This window comes from Nioella sediminis (assembly GCF_001879695.1).
In the GTDB taxonomy this organism is placed as follows: domain Bacteria; phylum Pseudomonadota; class Alphaproteobacteria; order Rhodobacterales; family Rhodobacteraceae; genus Nioella; species Nioella sediminis.
Map to the genome: position 1 here is coordinate 1 of NZ_MNBL01000071.1, position 20,224 is coordinate 20,224.

22 protein-coding genes and 1 tRNA gene are annotated in these 20,224 nt (G+C 62.9%); 13 read left to right on the forward strand and 10 right to left on the reverse strand.

Translation table 11 applies throughout. From position 1 onward, the window contains the following. Positions 1 to 40 precede the first annotated feature (40 nt). Positions 41 to 1,780, forward strand: coding sequence for a SulP family inorganic anion transporter (locus tag BKY26_RS09775; RefSeq protein ID WP_071690211.1), 1,740 nt, complete (start codon positions 41 to 43; stop codon positions 1,778 to 1,780). On the opposite strand, the gene BKY26_RS09780 is transcribed toward BKY26_RS09775, so the two are convergent. Together BKY26_RS09780 and BKY26_RS09785 are read right to left on the reverse strand one after the other, a co-directional pair. Beyond that, positions 1,781 to 2,224, reverse strand: a complete 444-nt coding sequence (locus BKY26_RS09780) for an RrF2 family transcriptional regulator (protein ID WP_071690212.1) — start codon at positions 2,222 to 2,224, stop codon at positions 1,781 to 1,783. Positions 2,225 to 2,416: 192 nt separating this feature from the next. Then, entirely contained in the window at positions 2,417 to 3,076 is a 660-nt protein-coding gene (locus BKY26_RS09785) for an NUDIX hydrolase (RefSeq protein ID WP_071690213.1), read from the reverse strand. A gap of 530 nt (positions 3,077 to 3,606) precedes the next feature. Between BKY26_RS09785 and BKY26_RS09790 the strand changes: the two genes are divergently transcribed. The 6 genes from BKY26_RS09790 to BKY26_RS20235 all read left to right on the forward strand — a co-directional run bounded on the left by BKY26_RS09790 (position 3,607) and on the right by BKY26_RS20235 (position 10,015). Then, positions 3,607 to 5,922: a toll/interleukin-1 receptor domain-containing protein gene (locus BKY26_RS09790; protein ID WP_071690214.1), complete on the forward strand. Its 2,316-nt coding sequence runs from the start codon at positions 3,607 to 3,609 to the stop codon at positions 5,920 to 5,922. Positions 5,923 to 6,048: 126 nt separating this feature from the next. Further along, positions 6,049 to 6,672, forward strand: a complete 624-nt coding sequence (locus BKY26_RS09795; RefSeq protein WP_071690215.1) for an ATP-dependent Clp protease proteolytic subunit — start codon at positions 6,049 to 6,051, stop codon at positions 6,670 to 6,672. Between the two features lie 177 nt (positions 6,673 to 6,849). Beyond that, positions 6,850 to 8,115 (forward strand): ATP-dependent Clp protease ATP-binding subunit ClpX, encoded by a 1,266-nt coding sequence (gene clpX / locus BKY26_RS09800; protein WP_071690216.1) that lies wholly within the window; start codon positions 6,850 to 6,852, stop codon positions 8,113 to 8,115. A gap of 7 nt (positions 8,116 to 8,122) precedes the next feature. Beyond that, positions 8,123 to 8,620, forward strand: coding sequence for a hypothetical protein (locus BKY26_RS09805; protein ID WP_131541827.1), 498 nt, complete (start codon positions 8,123 to 8,125; stop codon positions 8,618 to 8,620). A gap of 111 nt (positions 8,621 to 8,731) precedes the next feature. Next, the gene (locus BKY26_RS09810) at positions 8,732 to 9,820 is read left to right on the forward strand and encodes a helix-turn-helix domain-containing protein (protein WP_071690218.1); all 1,089 of its coding nucleotides are present in this window, start codon (positions 8,732 to 8,734) and stop codon (positions 9,818 to 9,820) included. A gap of 45 nt (positions 9,821 to 9,865) precedes the next feature. Then, positions 9,866 to 10,015, forward strand: a complete 150-nt coding sequence (locus BKY26_RS20235; RefSeq protein ID WP_158514323.1) for a hypothetical protein — start codon at positions 9,866 to 9,868, stop codon at positions 10,013 to 10,015. A 3-nt stretch (positions 10,016 to 10,018) separates the two neighbouring features. On the opposite strand, the gene BKY26_RS09815 is transcribed toward BKY26_RS20235, so the two are convergent. Both BKY26_RS09815 and BKY26_RS09820 read right to left on the reverse strand, forming a co-directional pair. After that, a complete protein-coding gene (locus BKY26_RS09815; protein ID WP_245764446.1) occupies positions 10,019 to 10,996 on the reverse strand; it encodes a hypothetical protein in 978 nt (325 codons plus the stop codon). A gap of 215 nt (positions 10,997 to 11,211) precedes the next feature. Next, positions 11,212 to 11,296: transfer RNA gene (locus tag BKY26_RS09820), tRNA-Tyr, on the reverse strand. A gap of 144 nt (positions 11,297 to 11,440) precedes the next feature. Here BKY26_RS09820 and rlmB point away from each other — a divergent pair. From rlmB to BKY26_RS09845, 5 genes are all read left to right on the forward strand, one after another. Next, on the forward strand, positions 11,441 to 12,226 hold the full coding sequence (gene rlmB, locus BKY26_RS09825; RefSeq protein ID WP_071690220.1) for a 23S rRNA (guanosine(2251)-2'-O)-methyltransferase RlmB: 786 nt from the start codon (positions 11,441 to 11,443) through the stop codon (positions 12,224 to 12,226). After that, the gene (locus BKY26_RS09830) at positions 12,227 to 12,523 is read left to right on the forward strand and encodes a hypothetical protein (protein WP_071690221.1); all 297 of its coding nucleotides are present in this window, start codon (positions 12,227 to 12,229) and stop codon (positions 12,521 to 12,523) included. 80 nt (positions 12,524 to 12,603) lie between these two features. Then, entirely contained in the window at positions 12,604 to 13,056 is a 453-nt protein-coding gene (locus tag BKY26_RS09835) for a YHS domain-containing (seleno)protein (RefSeq protein WP_071690222.1), read from the forward strand. A 180-nt stretch (positions 13,057 to 13,236) separates the two neighbouring features. Next, complete coding sequence (locus BKY26_RS09840; protein ID WP_071690223.1) at positions 13,237 to 13,710, forward strand: CoA-binding protein; 474 nt, start codon at positions 13,237 to 13,239, stop codon at positions 13,708 to 13,710. Positions 13,711 to 13,839: 129 nt separating this feature from the next. After that, positions 13,840 to 14,763, forward strand: a complete 924-nt coding sequence (locus BKY26_RS09845; protein ID WP_071690224.1) for a homocysteine S-methyltransferase family protein — start codon at positions 13,840 to 13,842, stop codon at positions 14,761 to 14,763. 3 nt (positions 14,764 to 14,766) lie between these two features. On the opposite strand, the gene BKY26_RS09850 is transcribed toward BKY26_RS09845, so the two are convergent. From BKY26_RS09850 to hisA, 4 genes are all read right to left on the reverse strand, one after another. Beyond that, positions 14,767 to 15,075: a phosphoribosyl-ATP diphosphatase gene (locus BKY26_RS09850; RefSeq protein WP_071690225.1), complete on the reverse strand. Its 309-nt coding sequence runs from the start codon at positions 15,073 to 15,075 to the stop codon at positions 14,767 to 14,769. After that, positions 15,072 to 15,833, reverse strand: coding sequence for an imidazole glycerol phosphate synthase subunit HisF (hisF, locus tag BKY26_RS09855; RefSeq protein WP_071690226.1), 762 nt, complete (start codon positions 15,831 to 15,833; stop codon positions 15,072 to 15,074). Before hisF ends, BKY26_RS09850 begins: the two co-directional genes overlap by 4 nt. A gap of 73 nt (positions 15,834 to 15,906) precedes the next feature. Beyond that, complete coding sequence (locus BKY26_RS09860) at positions 15,907 to 17,289, reverse strand: Hint domain-containing protein (protein ID WP_071690227.1); 1,383 nt, start codon at positions 17,287 to 17,289, stop codon at positions 15,907 to 15,909. Between the two features lie 95 nt (positions 17,290 to 17,384). Continuing rightward, positions 17,385 to 18,107, reverse strand: a complete 723-nt coding sequence (hisA, locus tag BKY26_RS09865) for a 1-(5-phosphoribosyl)-5-[(5-phosphoribosylamino)methylideneamino]imidazole-4-carboxamide isomerase (protein ID WP_071690241.1) — start codon at positions 18,105 to 18,107, stop codon at positions 17,385 to 17,387. A gap of 143 nt (positions 18,108 to 18,250) precedes the next feature. On the opposite strand from hisA, the gene BKY26_RS09870 reads away from it, so the two are divergent. After that, the gene (locus tag BKY26_RS09870; RefSeq protein WP_071690228.1) at positions 18,251 to 18,640 is read left to right on the forward strand and encodes a DUF2147 domain-containing protein; all 390 of its coding nucleotides are present in this window, start codon (positions 18,251 to 18,253) and stop codon (positions 18,638 to 18,640) included. Here the strand turns inward: BKY26_RS09870 and BKY26_RS09875 are convergent. Both BKY26_RS09875 and hisH read right to left on the reverse strand, forming a co-directional pair. After that, entirely contained in the window at positions 18,604 to 19,581 is a 978-nt protein-coding gene (locus BKY26_RS09875; protein ID WP_071690229.1) for a glutaminase, read from the reverse strand. The genes BKY26_RS09870 and BKY26_RS09875 overlap by 37 nt on opposite strands. Positions 19,582 to 19,585: 4 nt before the next feature. Beyond that, complete coding sequence (gene hisH / locus BKY26_RS09880) at positions 19,586 to 20,224, reverse strand: imidazole glycerol phosphate synthase subunit HisH (RefSeq protein ID WP_071690230.1); 639 nt, start codon at positions 20,222 to 20,224, stop codon at positions 19,586 to 19,588.

Consider the following 20,224-nt stretch of genomic DNA (forward strand, 5'->3'; position numbering starts at 1 on the left):
CGCGATCCTTCTGAAACTATTGTCTCGAAAGGTGTGAGCCATGCTCGCCCGATATCTGCCCATTCTCGATTGGGGCCGCAGCTATACCCGCCAAGCCCTGTCGAACGACCTGATCGCCGCCGTGATCGTGACGATCATGCTGATCCCGCAATCGCTGGCCTATGCATTGCTGGCTGGCCTGCCGCCCGAGATGGGGCTTTACGCCTCCATCGCGCCGATCATCCTTTACGCCATCTTCGGCACCTCCCGCGCGCTGGCCGTGGGGCCGGTAGCGGTGGTGTCGCTGATGACGGCGGCGGCCATCGGCCAGATCACTGATGCCGGGACGGCGGGTTATGTGGTGGCCGCGCTGACGCTGGCGGGGCTTTCCGGCGCGATGCTGCTGCTGATGGGGGTATTCAAGCTCGGCTTCCTGGCGAATTTCCTGTCGCACCCGGTGATTGCCGGGTTCATCACCGCCTCTGGCGTGATCATCGCGGCAAGTCAGCTCAAGCACATTCTGGGTGTCTCGGCGGGCGGTCATAACCTGCTGGAGCTGGTGGAATCGCTCTGGCACCACTTGCCCGAGACGAACCCCTACACGCTGGTCCTTGGCGTCACGGCGACGGCGTTCCTCTTCTGGGTGCGCAAGGGGCTGAAACCCGCGCTGCGCAAAATGGGCCTGTCGCCGGCGCTGTCCGACGTGGCTGCCAAGGCGGGGCCGGTGGCGGCCGTCGTGGTGACGACGCTGGTTGTCTGGCTTTTCGACCTGAACGGGCAGGGGGTGGCCATCGTGGGAGAGGTGCCGCAGAGCCTGCCGCCCCTGACTATGCCCTCCTTCGACCTTGACCTGGTCCGCGCGCTGGCGGTGCCCGCGCTGCTGATCTCGGTCATCGGCTTCGTGGAATCCATCTCGGTCGCGCAGACGCTCGCTGCCAAGAAGCGCCAGCGCATCGACCCGGATCAGGAACTGATCGGGCTCGGCGCCGCCAATATCGGCGCGGCCTTTACCGGTGGGTTCCCGGTCACGGGGGGCTTTTCACGCTCGGTCGTGAACTATGACGCCGGGGCGGAAACCCCTGCTGCCGGGGCCTATACCGCTGTCGGTCTGGCGATTGCCGCCCTTGCCCTGACGCCGCTCATTTTCTTCCTGCCCAAGGCCACGCTTGCGGCCACGATCATCGTGGCGGTGCTGAGCCTTGTCGATTTCTCGATCCTGAAAAAGACCTGGGGCTATTCGAAGGCGGACTTCACCGCCGTTGCCGCGACGATCCTTCTGACGCTGGCCATGGGCGTGGAGGTCGGCGTGTCGGCGGGCGTTCTGTTGTCCATCGCGCTCTATCTCTACAAGACCTCGCGCCCGCATATCGCCGAGGTGGGTCTGATGCAGGACGGGTCCGAGCACTTCCGCAACATCAAGCGATACGAGGTGCTGACCAACCCAGCCATGGTGACCCTGCGTGTCGATGAAAGCCTCTATTTCGCCAATGCCCGCTATCTGGAGGATTACATTCTTGATCGGGTCGTGGGTGCGCAGGGGGTCAAGCATGTGGTGCTGATGTTCTCTGCCGTGAATGAGGTCGACATGTCGGCGCTGGAATCTCTGGAAGCGATCAATCACCGGCTGGCTTCCATGGGCATCGCGCTGCACCTGTCCGAGGTGAAGGGCCCGGTCATGGACCGCCTGAAGCGCGCGCATTTCCTTGAGGACCTGACCGGCAAGGTCTTCCTGTCGCAATATGCGGCGATGATGGAACTGGGCCCGGTGGTCGGGAAGGCCGCCCCGAACGCGGCGGAGTGATCAGCAGACGGGTTCGAGCGACAGCAGCCGTTCGAGCCCGGCATTGTTGCAGGTCAGGTCGTTCAGGCTCACGTCGTCGAGCGAGGTGTAGAACGCCTCCAGGGCCGTATCGAGCGAGTTGCGCAATTTGCAGACCGGCGCAATGGGGCAATGGTTGTCGCGGGCAGAGAAGCATTCGGCAAAAGGGGTGTTCGCCTCGAACGTGCGGAACACTCGCCCGACGCTGATCTCCTCAGGCGGCAGGCGCAGGCGGATGCCGCCATTGCGGCCCCGGATCGTCTCGATAAACCCGGTCTGGGCCAGTTGGTTGATGACCACACCCAGATGCGCCTCGGATGCGCCGGTGGCTTCGGCGATCTCGGCCTTGCGGACGATCTTGCCGGGGTTCACCGCGCAGGTCATCAATGCACGCATGGCGATATTGGTTCTGACGGTCAGGCGCATCTGCGATAGTCCTTTTGTTGCGCAGAGCATAGGCAAACCCGCGAAACGCACCTTGATCCAGATCAGAGTGCGCAAAACCTGCGGTTGTTAAACATGAAGGTGAGATTCGTGTTTGACGCGGATCGGCGCAGGGCTCCTCTCCCGGCCCTGGCGCGTTATTCGGCCCCGGTGCGACGCTCCGGGGCCATTTTTTCAGAAATCGACCGAATAAAGCGCGGCAGGCCGGTGGCGCCCGCCCGAGGTCTTTTCTTTCAGGTCGACAAGATCCCAGTTCGCGGCAATCCACTTGCGGAAATTGCGCTTGTCCAGCGGTTCGCCCTTCAGGGTTTCAAACACCGCCTGCGCCTGCGCCAGGGTGAATTTCTGCGGCAGGAACTGGAATGCGGACTTGGCGGTTTCGGTGACGCGGTTGGTGACCTTGTCGGCCAGACGGGCACGGGCATCGGCGAGGATCGTGGCGTGGTCGAAGGCCAGCGCGGGCAGCTCGTCCATGTCGAACCATTGCGCATCTGCGGCGTCGGTGGCGGCGGCCAGAACCATCTGGTCAGAGGGCACCAGCGCCATGAAGGCCACGGTGATCACCCGTTCGCGCGGGTCACGGTCGGGCGCGCCATAGGCACCGAGCTGTTCCAGAGGCACGCCGGACACCCCGGTTTCTTCCTCCAGCTCGCGCGCCGCGCCGATAACAAGGTCTTCGTCCATCTTGATGAAGCCGCCGGGGATCGCCCAACAATCCTTGAAAGGGTCAATCAGACGCTGGATCAGCAAAACCTTCAACGTGCCTTCGCGGATCGAGAAAATGCAGATGTCAGCCGTGACCGCGGGATGCGGATATTCATATGTATAACTCATGCCTGCCCGTTCGCCGGTCTGAACCCGGCCCTTTCAAAATGGTAACCCGTCCCGGGGCTGAATGTATGGTGTAAAGTTCACACACTGACAGAGTCCCGTCAAGTAAATTGGCCGGCCCCCTGGGACAGAAGGGGCCGGCCGGACGATCCAGTTCATGGGGACAGGGATAGGACGGATCGTCTTGAGGATTAAGAAAAGGCAGAGGGAGGAAAAGGTCTTCGAGAGAGGTCTTAATCTGGTCTTTCGTATGGTAGGCTTAAGTGGTGATGTGTTTGTGTCAGTTCGTATTGTCGTTATGACACTAACATATCGTGTTGTAAATACACTTATTTGACTTTCCGGGCTGTTTTTGGCCCTGTCATAGGTAAGCACTTGATGATGAAGGGAATATTTTCCTGCGTCTCGCAGGGTTTTCTGTGGGGCAAGCGCTCGCAAGGCCGGGTTTGGCCGCTTCTTTGCGAAGAATCAGGCAAGCTCGGTTCTTCGGCGGGGGTGGATTTTTCGCTTGTGGCAGGGCTTGATAGGGCCACATGACCCAACGTTCGCGAATCTTCATCTCCTATTCTCACAAGGACAGGGATCGGGCCGATTTTCTGTGGGAAGAGCTGCGTTCGCGTGGACATGAGGTCTTCATCGACCGCGAAGGCATTCTGGAGACGGAGCTGATCACCGCCCGCATCCGGGACATGATGCAGGGCTCTGACGTTGTGGTGCTGGTTCTGGGGCCGAACTGGATCACCTCGCCCGCCTGCCGGATGGAAATGCAATTCGCGCTGGAACTGAACAAGCGCATGGTCCCTGCCGCCTTCGAGGACGTGGGGCCGGACCTGCCGCCGGAAATCCGGGAAATCAACTATGTCCGCTTCTATGGCGAGGACGGGGAATGGTCGCAGGCCATCGAGCGGCTGGATTCGGCGCTGGACCGCGATATCGAATGGATCCGCGACCACACCCGCTTCGGCGAACAGGCCGCGCGCTTCCTGGCCGGGGTAGGGGCGCCGCCGCGCGGGGCCGAACTGCGCGCCATGCGCCGCTGGATCGAACGCAACCCGCGCAATGCGCCGGGGCCGACGCGCGATCACTGGCGCTATTTCAAGGCCGGGATGTCGCGGCGCAAATGGTTCCAGATCGGCAGCGCCGTGGCCACGACCGTCGCCATATGCGCGGCGCTTGTCGGGGGGTATTTCTGGGTGAGCAACCAGCAATGCGAGGAATTGCGGTCGCGGGCGAGGGAAGCGCAGACGCTCGACCCGGTGCTCGCGATCCAGAATATCCTGCCGCTTATTGATTTCAGCTTTTGCCGCGCGCCCGATGCCTGGCTGGAGGTTCTGGAAACGCTCGGCCAGACGATCCAGGGCCAGCGCCTGCGCGCGACGGTGACCTTGCCGGATGCGCCCGCCCATTTCGTGGAATTTCTGCCGGGGTCGGGCCATGTGGTGACGGTGTCGGCCGATGGCTCTGGCGCGGTGTTCGACCCCGAAACCGGTGCCGTGATCGAAGGCGAGCTTGCAATGCCCGCAGCCGGAATGGCGCCGCGAATCCTGTATGACCGGGGTCGGTTCCTGCTGATCCGTGACAGCCGTGTGACGGTGTGGGACCCGCGTGAGGGGGAAATGTCGGGTCTCCCCTATCAGGGCGGAGAACGGGTGTTGTCGGCGGCGCTGTCGCCGGGTGTGGATACGCTGGTGGTCGCGACCGCATCCAACGAGCTGCACTTCCATTCCCTCGTGTCGGGCCGGGCCCTTCGCGACCCGCTCAGCCTTGGGGATGACGTGACCGCGCTGGCCTTCGTGCCCGGCAGCGCCCGGCTGATCGCAACGGTTGGCGATGAAGTACGGGTGATCGACCTTGTCCCGGCGCTGAACGGGCGGGCCATGGGGCTCATTCACCGGCTGCGCATGCCGGGGCCGGTCGTGGCGATGGATGTCTCTGCCGATGGCAGCACCGTGGCCGCCGCCACCGGCAATATTGCCGGGGTCTGGGACCTGACGACGTTTGACGCGATTCTGCCGCCAAGCGCGCTGTATCTCGACGGGGTGGATATCCTCGGGCTTGGCCTGTCGCCTGATGGCCTTCGGATGGCCGTGGGGGCCTCCGACAACCGGGCGCGCATTCATGACGTACCGACGGGCAAAAGCCTGATCACCCTTCTGGGCCATCGCAGTCCGGTCCATGACGTGCATTTCTCGCCGCAGGGCAACGCTGTCATGACCCATGACGAGGCCGGGGTGATGCGGCTCTTTGACGTGTCCACGGGCCATGCCGTGCCGTCGATTTCAGGCTCCATGACCGAGGCCGTGGTCTCGACCTCCGAGGCCGGGCGCAATGCTGCCGCGATGGAACTGATGGCCACCGGCATGCGGATCAATATCCTGCCCAACCAGCCCGATGTGCTGCGCCTGACCCATGTGGCCGAGGATGCGCCGCCCTTCTATAACGAACGGCTTGCCCATGACGGGTTCGTGACCTCCATGGCGCTCAGCCCGGACGAGCGTTTGCTGGTGACCGGCGCGGATGACGGGCAGGTCTATGTCTGGGACGCGCAGACCGGCCTGCCGCTTTACACCTTCGCCCATGCCCGCGACGGGCTGGTGACCTATGTGGCCGCCGATTTCACCCCCTCGGGCGATCACATCATCTCGTGGGACAGCAATGGCGAGCAACGGGTCTGGGCGATCCAGCCACTGACGGGGGATCTCTTCCAGACCGCCTGCCGCTTGCTGCCCTTTGAAAACGGGGTGCGGAACGTGGAGGGTCTGATCGGTGACATCGCCACGCGCGACCCCTGCGAGGACGTGGTGCTGCTGCCCCGGTGGGGCGCAACCATGTGGCTGGCCAGCCGCTAGCGCGGGACCGGGCGGGATTGAAAAGCGCCCGTGAAGGGATATTTCGTGAACCACCCCCCCTTGCAGTCCCCATGGGGCGGCCATAACCTTCCGACAAAGCATGTACCCTTACCTGAGGCAGGCCCGATGAAAGACCCATATGACGTTTACATGAACACGCTGGTTCCCATGGTGGTCGAACAGACCAGCCGGGGCGAGCGCGCCTATGACATCTTCTCGCGCCTTCTGAAGGAACGGATCATTTTCCTGTCGGGTCCGGTGCATGACGGCATGTCCAGCCTCATCGTGGCGCAGCTTCTGCACCTGGAGGCAGAGAACCCGTCCAAGGAAATCTCCATGTATATCAACAGCCCCGGCGGTGTCGTGACCTCGGGCCTGTCGATCTACGACACGATGCAATACATCAAGCCCAAGGTCTCGACCCTTGTGGTGGGGCAGGCGGCGTCCATGGGCTCGCTCTTGCTGACGGCGGGCGAACCGGGAATGCGCTTCTCGCTGCCCAATTCCCGGATCATGGTGCACCAGCCCTCGGGCGGCTACCAGGGTCAGGCGACGGATATCATGATCCACGCCCAGGAAACCCAGAAGCTGAAAGATCGCCTTAACCAGATTTATGTCAAACATACCGGTCAAAAGCTGGAATCGGTGGTCGATGCGCTGGAACGCGACAATTTCATGGATGCCCAACAGGCCAAGGACTGGGGCCTGATCGACGAGATCGTCGAAAACCGCGGTGCGGCCGAGGCTTGAAAATAAGCTGTCCGCGCAGGGCAGGGGCCTTGCGCGGGCGCTTTGGTTTTGGGGGCGACCCGAGGCCATTTTGACATTGTGGACCGGTTTGGGCTGCTTTAGGCTTGCGCGAACGGAGCCGAGTTTCAGGGCGAACGCCCTTCGGCACAGCGCGAAAACCCGTTGAGGTAGGACGATATGGCGAATTCATCCGGCAACGACACCAAGAACACGCTCTATTGCAGCTTTTGCGGCAAGAGCCAGCACGAGGTGCGCAAGCTGATTGCCGGGCCGACTGTCTTCATCTGCGATGAATGCGTCGAACTGTGCATGGACATCATCCGCGAGGAGACCAAGTCCGCCGGGCTGAAATCCTCGGAAGGGGTGCCGTCCCCGCGTGAGATCTGCGAAGTGCTGGATGACTATGTGATCGGCCAGATGCATGCCAAGCGGGTGCTGTCGGTCGCCGTTCACAACCATTACAAGCGCCTGAACAATTCCGGCAAATCCGATATCGAACTGGCGAAGTCCAATATCCTGCTGATCGGCCCCACCGGTTGCGGCAAGACGCTGCTGGCGCAGACGCTGGCGCGCATCCTGGATGTGCCCTTCACCATGGCCGATGCCACCACGCTGACCGAAGCCGGTTACGTGGGCGAGGATGTGGAAAACATCATCCTCAAGCTCTTGCAGGCCAGCGAATACAACGTCGACCGGGCGCAGCGCGGAATCGTCTATATCGACGAGGTCGACAAGATCACCCGCAAGTCCGACAACCCCTCGATCACCCGCGACGTGTCGGGCGAGGGCGTTCAGCAGGCACTGCTGAAGATCATGGAAGGCACCGTGGCCTCCGTTCCGCCGCAGGGCGGACGCAAGCATCCGCAGCAGGAATTCCTGCAGGTGGACACCACGAACATCCTGTTCATCTGCGGCGGGGCCTTTGCCGGTCTCGACCGGATCATTGCGCAGCGCGGCAAGGGCAGCGCCATGGGCTTCGGCGCCGATGTGCGTGACGACAGCAACAAATCCGTGGGTGAGTACTTCAAGGATCTAGAACCGGAGGATCTGCTGAAGTTTGGCCTGATCCCGGAATTCGTCGGTCGTCTGCCCGTCATCGCGACGCTGGAAGACCTGGACGAAGATGCGCTTGTCACCATCCTGACCCAGCCCAAGAACGCGCTGGTCAAGCAATATCAGCGGCTCTTTGAACTGGAAGATGCCAAGCTGAAATTCACCGATGACGCCCTGTCGGCCATCGCCAAGCGCGCGATTGCCCGCAAGACCGGCGCGCGCGGCCTGCGCTCGATCATGGAAGATATCCTGCTGGATACGATGTTCGACCTGCCCGGCACCGAAGGCGTCGAGGAGGTGGTGGTGAACGAAGAGGCGGTGTCCTCGGATGCGCAGCCCCTGCTGATCTACACCGAACGCAAGAAGGAAGAACCCGCCACCGCGGGCTGATTCCTCCATGCCTGATCAACGGAAAGCAAGCCCGCGGGAAATGATCCTTGGCGGGCTTGTTCTTTTCGGGCTGGTGGTTGTGTTCGGGGGGATCTTCCTGCTGATGTCGAACCGGTCCGAGGAGCGGGCCCACCGCGCCGCCTTCGAAGAGAGGTTGGGCAGCGCCCCGATGGAACGTCTCGGCACCTACGGCCGGTCGAACAGCCCCTGCCAATGGCACACCGCGCGGCTGACGGACCCCACACCGGAGCCGCCGGTCCTTGGGCCGGTCGCGCGCAGATTGACCGACTGGTTGCCAACACCTGTCCAGCCGGAGACGGTGGAACTGCACCGCTGCGCACAGGTCTGGGCCGAAACCGAGACGGGTGCACGTCTTTGGGCCGCCTTGGACGCGCCGGGGGCCTTTGTGGCTGGCCACGTCTTCGACAGCGGGTCCAGCCAGTCGGCGATCTATCTTCCGGCCTATGGAGAGCTGATCGTGATCCGCGCCTCTGCGGGGCGGTGAGCGGCGACGCCGGTTGAATTCCGAAATCTGCAAGGATTTTCGGAATCGACGGGCATTGCGCGCAGCGGGGGCCTATCTAGGGGCAACCAGTTACCCGACCCGAGGCCTGCCATGATCCTGCTCGACATTTCCATCCGCGCTGCCGCCATCGCGCTGGCGCTACTTAGTGCCACCGCGTTGATGATCGTGCCCCAGACGCGGCCCGTGGGTCGACCCGTTTCAGCGCTGGCGCTGACCATGGCGGGCTATGCGCTGCTGTCGAGCCTCGCCGCGCCCGGCTTTCCCCCGGCGATCATCCCGGTGCTGCTACTGGCGGCGATCTTCGTGCCGCTGGCGGTCTGCTGGCTGGTGGTGACGCTCTTCCTCGACGATCCTCGCGACCGGCTGCCGTGGCTGGTGGCGGCGGGGATCGCGGTGGCGCTTGCCATTGCTGGCATCTGGGTGCCGGGGCTGGAAGTGGCGCGGGGCCTTGTGATGCTGGCCTTCTTCGTGGCGCTGCTTGGCATGGCAATCCGCACCGCGAAGGAGGATCTGGTGGAAGACCGGCTGAAATTCCGCCCTGCCTTTCTGTCGGCCATCGCCATTCTGGGTGTCTCGATTTCGTCGACCGAACTGATCTTCGGCTATCGTTCCGTGCCCGACGCAATGACGCTGGCGCAAGGGCTGGCCTTTCTCGCGCTCGCCTTCGCCTATGCGCTGTGGGTGTTGAAGCCCGAGCCCAAGGCCTGCATCTGCTTCACCGAACCGGTGAAACCCGCCGCGCCTGTGGACCGGCGGGCCGAGGCTGTGGACGGGTCGGTTGTGTCGGCATTGAAGGCCGCACTGGAGAACGGCATCTGGCGGCGTGAGGGGTTGACCATCGCCGCGCTCGGAGCCGAGATCGGGGTGCCGGAGCACCGGCTGCGCGCGGTCATCAACCGCCGGCTTGGCTTTCGCAACTTTCCGACCTTCATCAACAGCTACCGGATTGCCGCCGCCAAGGAGGTGCTGGCCGATCCCGGCGAGGCACGGCGCACCATTCTGGAGATTGCCTATGATGTGGGCTTTGCCTCGCTCGGGCCGTTCAACAAGGCGTTTCGCGACCAGACCGGGGAAAGCCCGTCAGAGTTCCGCCGCCGGGCACTTGATTCCGGTCAGCCTCTCGCTGGTTTCGAAAAATCCCCGTCGCTTCCGGAATCAGAGCGATTGAGACCGCACTGACGCCCATCTGGGGGGCATCGCGTTTCATCCAAAGGAGACATACCGATGACCCGCCTGACCCTCGCTGCCCTGATCACCATTGCATCCGTTGCCATGGCCAGTGCGCAGACCATTCCCTTTTTCCCGACGCATTGGCCACAGCCGGGCAGCTTTGATGGCCCGCCCGTCGTGACGCAGGACGATCAGGGGAACTGACGTCTAGCGCAGCCAGAGTTTCTCGCGCTTCAACTGATTGCGGATGGCCTGCTCTCGCCGGGGCAGGTTGTCCCGATCGAAAAGCGCGCGGGCCTTGGCGCCCTTGCCCTGATAGATCATCCGCTTCATCGGCTCGTAGCCCTTCAGCACTTTCTTGACCCAGTTGGGCGCGGCAACTTCCTCCAGCACATCCACCACGCGTTGCTCTTCGCGGGCGTAAAGCAGTGGCAGGAAGCGATAGTGACAGCTTGTGCGCCCGTCCAGCCAGCCCGGTTCCAGCGCATCCCGCCCGCCGCCGTAGGAATGGATCACCAGGGGCAGGGCGACCTGATCGAGCCAGGGGTCCATGGTCTGGCAGATGATCTCTTCTGGCGGGTTATCGCGGATCGCTGTGGCGTAGTCGAGGAAGCGCGCACCGAATTCATGCGGGCATTTGTAGTAGAAGAACCCGGCGTTGAAATAGAGGTAGCGCCGCCAGTATTCGTCGGGTTGCCTCAGGTCGAGCGAGCTTTCGAAGTCCAGCCCGAACCTGTCGTAAAGCGATTTCCAAATGGCGGTGTAGCCGGGGCCATAGAGTTCGATCTGCGGCCAGGTGCCTTCGACCCTGAGGCTGGCAGAGGGCCGGTCGAAATCGAAGGGCACCTTGGTCAGATCGTCGAGGATCAGCGTATCGGTGTCGAAGAAGACGAAAGGCTCGCCCTTGGGCAGGGCCGAGAGCATCTCGATCTTGTTGCCATAGGGGTAGTCCTTGCCGAAATGCCGGGACTCGAATGGCAGGATTTCAGCCCTCAGCCGGTCCAGAAGCTCTTTCACCCCCGCATCGCCCATGCGCGGATCGCCCTGCCAGCGTGGGCCGGGCTGCGGTTCTACGATAAAGAGGCGGCCGGGGAAATTCGGGTTGGCGGCGCGAAAGCTGGCAGCAAAAAGCGCTGCCTCGTATTGCAGGCGGCCGTTCTGGCCCACCACAACCACGTTGAACATGTTCTTGGGCATACTGCTCGGCACCACCACTTGTCGATTGGGGGCAGTCTAGCGTCAGAGACCGGGCTGAACCAGCCTTGCAATCGGGCTTTTCCCGTCTTCATTGCGTTGCAAACCGGTCGGGTGGACAGCAGGCTGCCGGACGGGCAACGATCTTCCTGGCACTTTCTATGGCGCGCCGATGGTATAGATTCTTTGGTGAGCAGGAGGGGAAATGGTGGGCGACCCTGGAATCGAACCAGGCATGGGTGTTCCCCGGCGGAGTTACAGTCCGCTGCCGCACCTTGCAGCACGTCGCCCTTGCTTTCGGTTCTTCAACCGAACGCCGGGTGGGGATAATCTGCCCGGTCAGGGGCGTCAAGATGAAAATCGGCCAAAAACCGGACTTGCCTTTGCATCCTCCGGCGGCGTAGCTGCCCTGCAAGTCACGAAGGAGACCGGACCGTGAAGAAACCGACATGGGTGATCGAGAAGGAACGCGCCAAGCGGGCCTCTGCTGCGGAAACTGTCTGGCTTTTCGGGCTGCATGCGGTGCGCGATGCGCTGATGAATCCGGCGCGCGAAAAGCTGCGGCTGGTGGTGACGAAGAATGCCGCCGACCGTCTGGCGGATGCGATTCCCGGTGCAGGGCTGGAGCCGGAGATTGCCGATCCGCGCAAGTTTCCGGTGCCGCTCGATCCCGGATCGGTGCATCAGGGAGCAGCGCTGGAGGTGAAGGCGCTGGACTGGGGCCGGTTGTCCGATCTTTGCAAACCGGGGCAGGCCTCGCCACGCCTTTTGCTGCTCGATCGGGTCACCGACCCGCACAATGTGGGCGCGATCCTGCGCTCGGCCGAGGTGTTCGGCGCGCGGGCTGTCATCGCTCCGCATCGCCATTCCGCCCCTGAAACCGGGGCCTTGGCCAAGACCGCCTCGGGCGCGCTGGAGCGCCAGCCCTATCTGCGGGTGAAGAACCTTGGCGATGCGATGCAGGAGTTGCAGAAAATGGGCTATACGCTGGTTGGTCTGGCGGGTGAAGGCGAGGAAGTGATCGACGATCTGGCCCCCGATCTGGCGGGCCGTCCCGTGGCCCTGGTTCTTGGGGCCGAAGGGCCGGGCCTGCGCGCGCGCACGCGCGAATTGTGCGACCATCTGGTTCGGATTCCCTTCGCGGGCGAATTTGGCTCTCTCAACGTCTCGAATGCTGCGGCTGTGTCCCTATATGCAATGACACGCAACCCGGAGAGCTGAATGACCACCAAGATCGCCACATGCTGTTACTGCGGCACAAGAACCGCCCTGCGGCTGACGGCGCGCGGCGGGCATGAGCTGGCCTGCGGAAACTGTGGCGCGCCATTGCATGAGATGAAAGCGCTGCGCGAGGACCGCCCCCGCACGCCAAAGCGCGCAGCCCCTTCGCCCGCCGCCTATCGCGATCATGACAGGCCCTACAGGGGCAAGAAGAAAAAGAAGCCCAAGCGACGCAAATCGATGTGGTCTGAGATGCTGGAAGACGCGTTCGACTTCGTCGAGGATATCTTCGACTGACATTCGTTCACGCTTGCGTCAGGGGGCTTTTCTGGCAGCGCGAAGATGGCAATCTTGGGGGAGCTTCCAAGGAGACTCCCATGATCCGCCGCCGCACCGCCCTGACGTTTCTTGCAGCCGCTCCCTTGTCTTTGCAGGTTGGCGCGGCATGTGCCTCCTCGCCACCCGTTTTTGCCGCGGCTGGTGTGGCCATCAACGGCACGGATCCCGTTGCCTATTTCGATGCCGGGGAACCGGTTGCGGGACAGGCAGGCTATGCGGTTGACTGGAACGGCGCGCGCTGGCTGTTCAGCTCTGCGGTCAACCGTGACAGGTTTGCCACTGACCCAATGGCATTTGCCCCCGCTTACGGCGGCTATTGTGCCTGGGCGGCGTCTCGTGGCTATGTCGCGGACACGGTGCCCGAGGCCTGGACGATCCATGCGGGGCGGCTGTTCCTGAATGCTTCGCTGCGCATCCGGCGCCGGTGGGAACGCGACATTTCGGGCAATGTTGCCTTGGCGGATGCGAATTGGCCCGCGATCCTGGGGTAGCCACTATTTTCAATCACTTTTTTGTTCCACCCCTTTAAATGTGCCCGAAAGTTGCTAAATTACAACGTATGGCGCACGGTTCGGAACACCGAAGCGCCCATCACTGTCCCTCGTTCCGCACTTGGCGCCTGTAGCGAAATCCCGCTGCGGGCGCCTTTTTCTTGTGCTAGGGCTGCGCCCATGACAACGAATCCTTCCGATGATCTTTTGCGCAAGATCCTGCGCAGCACCAAAACCATCGCCTGCGTGGGCGTGTCGCCCAACCCGGTGCGGCCGTCGCATTACGTGGGGCGCTACCTGAAGCTGAAAGGCTTCCGGGTGATCCCGGTCAACCCCGGCCATGCGGGAAGCACCCTGTTCGGGGCGACGGTGGTGGGGTCACTGTCCGAGATCGAGGGGCCGGTCGACATGGTCGATATCTTCCGCCGGTCGGACTCCGTGCCGCCAATTGTCGACGAGGCGTTGGACCGGTTTCCGGGCCTCAAGACGATCTGGATGCAGATCGGGGTGGAGCATGCGGAAGCGGCGGCAAAAGCCGAGGCGCGGGGAGTGCAGGTGATCCAGAACCGTTGCCCGAAGATCGAGTATCAGCGGCTCTTTGGCGAGTTGCGGATGGGTGGGTTCAACACCGGGATCATCAGCTCCAAGCTATGAACGCCAAGGGCGCAGCCTGATATGTCGTCTTCGAAGCCGCACCACCTCGGTCCGTCGTCCGGCAGAAAACCTTTTCTCGATTGGTAGCAGCCGTTAGGCTAGGCGCATACCAAGCAAACAGGAGCGCCAATGTCTACCTCTCGCCACAGCACGCCCGAGGGGCCGATACTGCACTGGGTCGGGCTGGAAACCGATCTGATCTTTTCCAGAGGAATCGACTTGCCCGGTTTCGCCTCCTATCCGCTGCTGGATGATCCCGAAACACACGAGATGTTGCGCGGCGACTATCAGGCTTTGGCGGATTTCGCTCGCGAAGAAGGCGTCGGCATGATGCTGGATGCTCTTACCTGGGTGGCTAGCCGGGACCGAGGACGAGAACTAGGTTATTCGCCGGAAAGGCTGGCAGAAAGCAACCGGAAGGCCGTTCGTTTGATCACTGAAGTGCGTGACGCCAACCCGGATGCAAACCTGATCCTGTCGGGTCAGATGGGTCCGAGAGGTGATGGCTATGAAGTCGGTGATCAGATGACGGTTGCTGAAGCCGAGACCTTTCACGGGGAGCAGATGGGCGTGCTTTCAAAAGCCGGAGTGGACCTGGTAAACGCGTTTACCATGACCTATGCGGCGGAGGCCGCAGGTATCGCGCGAGCGGCAAAGGCGCGGGGCATTCCCGTGGTAATTGCTTTTACAGTAGAAACCGACGGATGCCTGCCTGACGGAATGAGCCTGGCTGATGCAATTGAACGGGTGGATGCTGAAAGCGAAAGCTATCCTTCCTACTTCCTCGTCAACTGTGCGCACCCCGAACATTTGGCCCCCGCCCTTGTCGGTGACGTGCGCCTGAACCGACTGGCGGGACTAGTCAGCAATGCCTCGCGTTGCAGTCATGAAGAGTTAGATAATGCCGAGGAGCTTGATGCAGGTGATCCAGATGAGCTGGGTAAGCAGATTGGTGAACTTGCCCGTGCCAATCCGAATTTCCGTGTCTTCGGCGGTTGTTGTGGTACGGATTTTCGGCATCTGCGGGCTATGGCGCGCAACCTGAAAGCGTAGGCCTCAGCGGCTCGCTTTCTCGGCCACACCAGAGACCCCCTCGCGCCGCTCCAGCTCTGCCAGCACATCCGCCAGCGTCACGTCGCGCGCCGCCAGCATGACCAGCAGGTGATAGAGCACATCCGCCGCCTCCGATGTCAGCCGTTCCCGGTCGCCTTTCACCGCTTCGATGATCGCCTCGACGGCCTCTTCCCCGAATTTCTCAGCGCATTTCTCCGGTCCCTTGGCCAGCAGCTTCGCTGTCCAGGAGCTGTCGGGATCGGCCTCTTTACGGGCCTCTATCGTGGCGGCAAGGCGGGAAAGTGAGGTCATGAGAGCCTCACGGGGATACCGGCGGCGGCCATGTGGGCCTTGGCCTCGGCAATGGTGTAATCGCCGAAATGGAAGATCGAGGCGGCCAGAACGGCGGAGGCCCCGCCAATCGTCACGCCTTCGACGAGGTGATCAAGATTGCCGACGCCCCCCGACGCGATCACCGGCACTGGAACAGCATCGGAAATCGCGCGCGTCAAAGGCAGGTTGAATCCGGCCCGCGTGCCGTCGCGGTCCATCGAGGTCAGCAGGATCTCGCCCGCGCCCTTGGCGACGACCGTGCGCGCGAATTCCACCGCGTCGATGCCGGTCGCCTTGCGCCCGCCATGGGTGAAGATCTCCCACTTGCCCGGCGATACGGTCTTGGCGTCGATAGCCACCACGATGCATTGCGATCCGAACTTGTCCGCCGCGCGCGCCACGACGTCGGGGTCGGCCACGGCGGCGGAGTTGAAGCTGACCTTGTCGGCGCCCGCCAGCAGCAGGTTGCGCACATCCTCGACCGTCCGAACCCCGCCGCCGATGGTCAGCGGCATGAAGCACTGTTCGGCTGTGCGCGTGGCAAGGTCATACATGGTGCCGCGGTTTTCATGGGTCGCGTGGATGTCGAGAAAGCAAAGCTCATCGGCCCCCGCCGCATCATAGGCCCGCGCCGATTCCACCGGGTCACCGGCGTCGATCAGGTCCACGAAGTTGACCCCCTTCACCACGCGCCCGTCGGCCACGTCGAGGCAGGGGATAATGCGGGTTTTCAGCATGTCTGGGGTCCGGGTGAAGGATGTTGCGACCGTCTTAGGCGGCACCGGCGCGGAATGCAAACCGAAGCGACAATCAGGCGTAGGCGCGGCCTTCCTGTACGCTGAGAGAGGGCCGGGCCAGTGGTCCGAAACCGCGCCCGAGCCACCCCAGATCGGGGAAGAGCGACAGCAGTTCCTGCCGCGCGTCCGGGGCCAGATCGGATTTGTCCAGTTCGCCCGCATGCAGGCTTTCTGTGGCGGCGCCATTGGCCGTGATGACGTGATGCCCATCCAGCAGCAGGTGGTGGTAATCAACACCCGACACGGCAGCTGCGGGACGTATCGTTTCATCGTTGATCAGGGACTTGGCCGGAACCAGAACCTCGGATGCGCCGTGCAGCAGCTCGGCCTTCCAGCCATTGATCAGCATACGGTGCTGTGGAGAGACGACAAGATCGCGATCCGGCACACCCGGCGCAATGGCCCCTTTGCGAATTCGCACGGGGCGCATGTGCGGGTGAGCCGCCAGCCGTTCAGGCGTCATCCGGGTATGGCTCCGCCACCGCAAGGGTTGCGGGCCGCTATCGCGGGTCAGGATAAGATCACCGGGTCTGAGGCTGGACACCTCGCGCGGCCCTGCGACCGTATCAATCAGGGTGCCGGGGGTGAAGCACAGGATCAGCCCGTCCTCGAATGTGACCACACCGATGCTTTCGTCGATATGGTTCATCTCTGAATCGGCCGATTGCTCCTCTTCCACGAAGACGCCAACGGTGGTGCTTGTCTGGCCGTCGATCATGACCGTGGCGGTGTTGCCCCCGTTGATCGTTTGAGTTTCGGCGACAACCACGCCCTGGGTGAAGGTGTCGCCCAGGCTCAGCGTGTGCGTCGTATGGTTGACCCCGCCAAAGACCGCCGCCGTGCCGCTGCTGGCATCGCCACCGGCCTGAATGGCGATGTAACCCACGGTTTCCGCGGCATGAATGCCGTCCTGGCCTTCCTCTTCCTGAAGCCGCACATCAAAGCCGGACGCGGTAACGTTCAGCGGATCGCTGTCCACTGTGGTTGTGTCATTTTCCGACATGACCGAGGTCAGGATGACCGGCGGATCGGCAAAACCGCCCGCGAGGCTGACGGAACTGGTGGCATGGGTGGCGCTTGTCGTGCCCGCCTCGATCACCCGGCCATCGGGCAGGGTATGGACCCCTTCCTCGACGGCAATCCAGTTGATCGTTTCCGTCGCCGGATGCGGGCCGTCCAGATATTCCCATTCCTCGATGATGAAGGTGAACGAGGTCGCATTGCCATCGGTGTCGTAGGTGATGTCCGTGACACGCAAGGAAAAGGGATGCCCGCCATTGCTGGTGGAGCTCAGCGCGATGACCGGGTCGGTCAGCGGCTCATCGAAGGTGATCGTGATCGGGTCGTTCTCGCCCGGCGAATTCGTGGTGATACTGCCCGCTTGCCCGATGGCCATGGCCGGAATTGCCCCATACCGCTCAAAGATACCCCGCCTGGATCAGCGGATTTTTCGCAAAACTAGGGGCAAATCTGGGCGAAAATGCGGCGAGATCAGCCCTTCAGCACTGTAAGTGCCTCGGCAAGATCCAGTGCCCCGTCATAGAGCGCGCGGCCCGAGATCGCCCCGTTGAGCGGCGCCCCGCAGGATTTGAGCGCCCGCAAGTCATCCAGCGAAGACACGCCGCCCGAGGCGATGACCGGGATCGACACGGCATGGGCCAGCGCCGCCGTTTCCTCGATATTGGGGCCCTGCATGGCCCCGTCGCGGTTGATATCGGTGTAGATGATGGCGGCAACGCCCGCGTCCTCGAAGCTGCGCGCAAGGTCGGTGGCGTTCACATTGGTCTCTTCGGCCCATCCCTTGGTGGCGACCATGCCCTTGCGGGCGTCGATGCCGACGGCAACCTTGCCGGGGAAGGTGCGGGCCGCTTCGCGCACCAGATCGGGGTTTTCCACCGCGACCGTGCCCAGGATCACCCGCGCGATGCCCTTCTCGATCCACATGGCGATGGTGGCCATGTCGCGGATGCCGCCGCCAAGCTGCGCCGGAACCGAGGTTTCCGCCAGGATCGCCTCGACCGCCGCGCCGTTCACCGGTTCGCCTGCGAAGGCACCATTGAGGTCCACCAGATGCAGCCATTCGCAGCCCGCCGCCTGAAATGCCTTGGCCTGTTCGGCGGGACGGTCATGGAAGACCGTGGCCTTCTCCATCTCGCCCTTGTAGAGCCGCACGGCCTGTCCGTCCTTGAGGTCGATGGCGGGGTAGAGGATCATCTTGAAGGGCCTTTCGCGAAGGGGGCTTTTGTCGGCGCCCTTTTGCCGGAACCCGCGCCGCTTGCCAAGGCAACCCAACGTCAGCCTTGCCAGAATGCCGCAGGCCCGGTCAAACTGCGCTCAGTTTCTGGGAGGAGATCACCATGAAAACCACGCTTATCGCCCTCGCCGCTGTCATCGGCCTTGCCGGCATGGCCGCCGCCGACCCGATCGAGGGCCGCTGGCGCACCGCACCCGATGACAACGGCAATACCGGGATCATCGAGGTCGTGCAGTGCGGCAGCAACTTCTGTGGCACGCTCATTCAGGCCTTCGACGGCTCCGGCGCGACCATGGCCAGCGAGAATGTCGGCCGCCAGATCATCTGGGATACCGCGCCGCGCGGGGGTGGCGAATATCGCGGGCGGCTCTATTCGCCGGACCGGGATTCGACCTACAACTCGCGGCTCTATCTCAACGGGGACACCATGTCGGTCTGTGGCCGCCTGCTCGGTATTCAGCGCTGTGGTGGCGACTGGACCCGCGTGAACTGACCCTGTTCGGGGTTGGCCGATTGGCTGGCCCCGAACACCGACCACCCCATGTCGCTGGCCAGCCGCTCGATCGCTTCGGTGCCAAGCTGGGAATTGCCCTGTGCATTCAGCCCTGGCGACCAGACCGCGACAGAGGCCCGGCCCGGAACGATGCACAGGATGCCGCCGCCCACGCCGCTTTTGCCCGGAAGGCCCACGCGGAAGGCGAAATCACCTGATGCATCGTAGTGACCGCAGGTCATCATGATCGCATTGATCCGCCGAACCCGATCCGGTCCCAGCATCCGGGGCGTTCCCGCTGCGCTTGTCAGGTACAGCCCCGCACGGGCCAGCTGGCGGCAGTTCATCTCGATGGCGCATTGGTGGAAATAGGCCCCAAGTGTCAGTTCCGCCGGGTTGATCAGGTTGCCGTAGGATTTCATGAAACTGGCCAGCGCCAGGTTGCGGTGCCCGGTCGCGGTTTCCGATCTGGCCACCGCGTCGTTGATGTGGATGTCGTCGTCACCCGCCGCGGCCCGCACGAAACGCAGGATCTCGCCCAAGAGTTCCTTCGGCTGATGACCTGCCAGAATGGCATCCGTCACCGCGATGGCGCCTGCGTTGATGAAGGGGTTCCGGGGGCGGCCCTTTTCATGTTCCAACTGCAGGATCGAGTTGAACGCCTGCCCCGAAGGTTCCCGCCCGACCCGCGACCAGAGCTGATCGCCAAGGCGGCCAAGCGCGATGGACAAGGTGAAGACCTTGGAAATGGACTGGATCGAGAAGGGCAGGGCGCTGTCGCCCGCGCCAAGAACCTGACCGCCCGGAAGCGCCACGGCGATGCCAAAGCGGGCAGGGTCCACGCGGGCCAGTTCAGGGATGTACTGAGCCACCTCCCCACGGTCCGCGCGACCTGCCATATCCGCTGCGATCCGGTCGAGGGCGTCCTGCAGGTCAGGCATCGGATCAGGGGTGCCAGTTCAGGAAATTGGCGATCAGCCGCAGCCCGGCGTGCTGGCTTTTTTCCGGGTGGAACTGGGTGCCCACCACATTGTCACGCCCCACGATGGCGGTGACCCGCTCGCCATAATCCACATGCGCCAGCAGATGCGCGGGGTCAGTGACTTTCATGTGATAGCTATGGACGAAATAGGCATGGTCGCCGGTGTTCAGGCCGTCGAGAACCGGGTGGGCTCGGTCGATGACCAGATCGTTCCATCCCATATGCGGCACTTTCAGCGTGGGGTCGGAGGGCTCGATCCTGACGACTTCACCGGGAATCCAGCCGAACCCTTCCACATCCTCGTATTCGCGGCCCCAGCCCGTCAGCATTTGCATGCCGACGCAGATGCCAAGAAACGGCACGCCACGGGTTTCGACGGCCTCAACCAGGGCCTCCTCCAACCCGTCAATCGCCTGCAACCCGCGCCGACAGGCCGGGAAGGCACCGTCGCCGGGCAGAACGATGCGGGTCGCCTTGGCTACGACATCGGGGTCGGCGGTTACCACGACCGCCCCATGCCCACCCTCGGAGGCCATGCGTTGAAAGGCCTTCTCGGCGGAATGCAGGTTGCCGCTTTCGTAATCCACAAGGACGGTGGTCAT